The organism is Pseudomonas amygdali, from assembly GCF_002699855.1.
Classification (GTDB): Bacteria; Pseudomonadota; Gammaproteobacteria; order Pseudomonadales; family Pseudomonadaceae; genus Aquipseudomonas; species Aquipseudomonas amygdali.
This window is the reverse complement of the sequence record NZ_LKBW01000128.1, coordinates 1-4368: the sequence shown is the minus strand read 5'-3', so window position 1 is coordinate 4368 and position 4368 is coordinate 1. Positions and strand designations below refer to the sequence as shown.

Genomic DNA, 4368 nt, shown 5'->3' with positions numbered 1-4368 from the left:
CCGAGCTGGTAAAACAAGGGCCTGCCTGACGGCAGGCCCTAACCAGCCCGAACACAAAAAAACGGCGGCGTCGGTAGTCGTTAATCATTTCTTTAGTGACGTCATCCTTGTAGCAGATCGGTGCGTAACCGCCTTTGCGGCTGTACGCGCTGCGTTTGCCGCATTGGCTGCCGTTGCGAGCGGAGTTGTAGGGGCACGGACAATTGCCGGGGTAGCTGTCGATGGATTCCTGGATGATGGCTTTGACGATTGAGGCGTCTGTTACCTGGGCTTCTCTGGCGTTTGCGGAGAAGGCACAGAGGAATGCGAGTATGGCGACGAAGCCTGTCCCTGTCTTTTTCATGGCTATTCCTTAGCGAGTGCAGACGAGTGTCTGTTGCAAGGTTTTACCATGATGCTATTGAGCCATCAAATTTTGTTTATTGAGGCGATCTGGGGAGGCATGGCTAGGCCGAGCCTGAAATTTGGTTCGCAAATGATGTACCGCATACACAGGTTTTGCTGCCGGTTCCCGGCAGATCGCGAACAAGTTCGCTCCCACGCCCTCCGGGCAGAAGCTTGGACTTATGAGTGATCCAGCATTCGCGTGATGGCTTGGATGTGACGCAGAGCGTCACGAGATGCGTGCCAACGCGGAGCATGGTATTATCGAGTGCCTGCGGGGCTACTGCACCCCGCAGGCATCCTCCATCAGAACTGCCAATCCAGCGACAAGCCCACGCCGTGGGTTTTATCCCGCGCACCGAGCAAGCCGTTGTAGTCCAGGTTGATGCGTGCATCCTTGCCCAACGCCAGGCTGGCGCGGGCACCGACTACGGCGGCGTCGCGGTCCATGGAGACGCTTTGTACGTTGAAGCTGTTGCCGGCGCTGGCGAAGGCCAGGTGTTGTTCGGACGAGGTGTCGCTCAGGTTGTGCTGCCAGCCGAGGCTGCCCGACAGGTCGATTTTCTGTCGGTCGCTGATCGCGATGGTTTTCAGCGCCCGTACACCGAGAGTGCTCAGCACCGCATCGCGGTTATCGCTACCGGCAGACAGCGCCGCCGCGTCACCCTTCTCGGAGAAGCTGTCGGTGTTGAGGTGGACGTAGGCCAGATTGGCGAACGGCTCAAGGATCGCGGGTTGCAAGTGGATGCGATACGCCGCCTCGGTAAACACTTGCGTACTCTGGGCATCGTGTTTGGTTTTCTCTTTGCCAGCAGCACCGCCGACCTGCACGTCGCGTTGTGCGTCGATACGATGCCAACTGTGCGCGCCGCCTAGGGTCAGGCGCAGAGCGCCGATTTCATGGCCGAGGTAAGCGCCCAGGTGGTAGCTGTCCACCGAAGCCCGGGAATGCGTGCCGGAGCCCATGTTCAATGAACTGTCGCTGTAGCCCGCGACCACGCCCAGACGTGTGTCATCGGTAAGGTTGCCATCGACACCGGCCAGCAGGCCGCCAATCGAGGTGGTGTAACCGGCGGTATCGTCACGCGAGTCGGTCTTGCCCCAGGCACCCAGGGCTTTGATCCAGACATTGTCTTGCGCGGCCGTATTGCCATCAGTGCCGAATACGCTGGCCCTGAGACGCTCACCCACTGCATCGCGGATCTGCCGGCTGTCGTTGATCAGCACGCTGCCAATGGCCGGGTAGATCTCGCCGGACAGTTGCTGAAAGCTGTCTCGGGCAGCAGCTGCGCTTTGAGTCAGCAACAGGTTTTCGTACACCGCGTTGCCTGCACCAAGTTGTTCGGCAGCGGTTGCTACGGCAGATTGATTCGGGGTTTGGGCGACGCTGCTGAATGCGCTGGTTTGCTCGACGTTCAGCGCGACGCCGGTGGCTGCGTAGTCGAGTCGGCCACCCAGAAACGCGTAGTTCGAAGTCACTGAGCCGAACTGGCCGTTCACGCCATTGGCGGCTTGCAGCACGTTGTACTGGCGACCTACGACGCTTTGGATCGGTGCAGAACTCAAGGCCACCGGCGTCGCGTTCTCCAGCGCCAGCGTCATGTTCGCGCCTGACACGGTGGCGCTTCCGGTGGCGACGATGCGGTCACTGGCGGTGGGCGAAAGCTCAACGGCGTAGGTCGAACCCGGTTGCAGGGTGACATCACCGTTGACCTGCAACGTACCGATGGAGTTACCCGGCGCAACGATACCGCCACTGCGCGCCGTCAGCCCGCCGATCTGGCCGTTACCGCCCAGCGTGCCGCCCGCATTGACCTGTACGGCGGAAACCAGCGAGCCGTTGACCGACAGCAAGCCGCCATTGACCAGGGTATCGCCTCGGTAGGTGTTGGCGCCTTGCAGAATCAGTCGACCGGCACCGGATTTGACCAGGCTACCTTGGTACTGACGCTGAGCGGCTGCGGCGGCACGTGCGGTGCCGGTGGCGTAATCGGCTTGGTCCTGCTGGCTGGCGGTGCTGGCAACGCCGTTTTGCCAGCCTTTGCTGATCAGGGTTTGCTGCCAGGTGGCCTGCTCGGCAGTGTCTTCGGCCTGACGCTGAAGCAGCGCCTGATCGGAAATATCGTTGCTCCATACATCACTCACACCGGCACCCAGGTTGGCGTCAAAGGTGCCGAGCAATTGACCGGGACCGCGCATCGCCCGCTCAAGATTGGCCACGCCCCAGCCCACGCTGTTGGTCGGTGCCTGAGTGACCGAGCCATCGAGCTGGGTGGCGGTGGTCAGCAACACTTGCAGCGCCTGCTCGTTATTCAGGTACGGGAAGCGTTCCATCACCAGTGCCAGCGCCCCGGTGGCGTGCGGTGCAGACATCGAGGTGCCGGACTTGATCCCGTAACCGCCGCCGGGCACGGTGCCGTTGATCAGTCGCCCGGGCATGGTGATGCACCAGTATTTGGACAGGCCGCACTGGTTGTAGCGTTGACCGTTGCTGCTGTCGAGGCCAGACACAGCCAGCCAGTGGCCTTCGAGGTCTGGCTCGAAATACGGCAACGACGCCCGCACGCTGGCATTGGCGTAACCGCTGTTGCCTGCACTGAACACGTTTATCACGCCCTTGCGCGAGACGTTCGCCGCTTCGTCCAGCCAGGTTCCACGGTTGTAGTGCTGAGCGTAGGCCGCACGCACACCTGCCTCGGTGGCGTAGGTCACGTCGGATGGCTGGCTGCCCCAGCTGTTGTTGATGGCGCGTACTCCGGCATCTGCCAGCGCCCCATACACCGCCTTGAAATACTGCGGGTCCGGGCTCGGGCCGAACAGGAAGCTGTCGTTCTGATTGGTGTTGCCGACGTAGATCTGTGCGTTGTACGCCACGCCATGCACGCCGACGCCATCGCGCGCCGCGCCCATGGTGCCGGTGACGTGCGTGCCGTGGGTATCGTTGTTCGGGTTGATCGCGCCAGTGATGCTGAAGGGCGAACCGTCAACGTAAGTACCGGTAGCGGTGACTGCGTGGTAGCGGGATGGCGTGGCTTCCGGGTGGGACGGGTCGAAACCCGAGTCCAGCGCACCGATCTTGACGCCTGCCCCGGTGATGCCAGCGGCGTAGGCCTGATCAGCCTGAATACGGCCTAGGCCCCAGTCGCTCTGGAATTCTGCCGAACGCCAACTGGCAGCGTCACCCGGTTTGCCCTGCTCGACATAATCCGCGTAGGCAGAGCAGCCAAACGTAAAAGACAACGCACAAAGAGCACCGTTTGCTAATGGTTTAAACGAATAACGGACAGCACCCAAACGCTTGGACTTTCGCTACCCTGCACACCTGATAATGGTCGGCTCTTCATTGAGCGATTCCAGAACATAGTCTGCAGTTATGCACTTGGCAACAGATTTATTTCAATTCTGATACAAGTTTCAGGACATAAGGATAATGCATAACTGGATATATAGTTCAGTGATATCCGATTGAATGCATTGAGTTTGTTTGGCTTTTTGATATGGAGATAACCAAATTTCGTAGCGGCCATTTAGTTGCACACCATTCTCTTATCTTCAGTTTTCCAGTCAATACTTTCAGCAACTTCAGCTAGGCGCCTTATTTATTCGGATAAAAGAATAATTGTCCCACAATAATGGATAATCACCCAAATGGAGCCTACGCTACGGCAAACCGATGACGCAGAGCGTCATGAACTGCATGCCCACGCGGAGCGATGGGCACGATAGGTGGTGGGGTTGAGAGTTGTGTAAACGCACACGGACGCAACACCCCAACTCTCATTACCACGCTCCGCGTGGTAATGCCTTTCTGGACGCTCTGCTTCCTCTCCGAGCTACGCATTCTGAGGTCAGGCTGAGGTCTGGGTAGCGGGGTTGCTGTGTGAACGCAACCAGGCGCAATACCCCCAATTCTCGTTACCACGCTCCGCGTGGTAATGCCGTTCTGGACGCTCTGCGTCCTCTTCGGGCTACGCCTTCTGAGGT

General features: G+C 59.4%; 1 protein-coding gene and 1 pseudogene. Both read right to left on the bottom strand.

Annotated elements, in window-relative coordinates; translation table 11 throughout:
- Positions 1–64: 64 nt before the first annotated feature.
- A pseudogene (locus AO277_RS11285) lies at positions 65–343 on the bottom strand (hypothetical protein); the annotation flags it as partial.
- Positions 344–690: 347 nt separating this feature from the next.
- The gene (gene eprS, locus AO277_RS11275; RefSeq protein WP_044318877.1) at positions 691–3678 is read right to left on the bottom strand and encodes an autotransporter serine peptidase EprS; all 2988 of its coding nucleotides are present in this window, start codon (positions 3676–3678) and stop codon (positions 691–693) included.
- Positions 3679–4368: the final 690 nt, after the last annotated feature.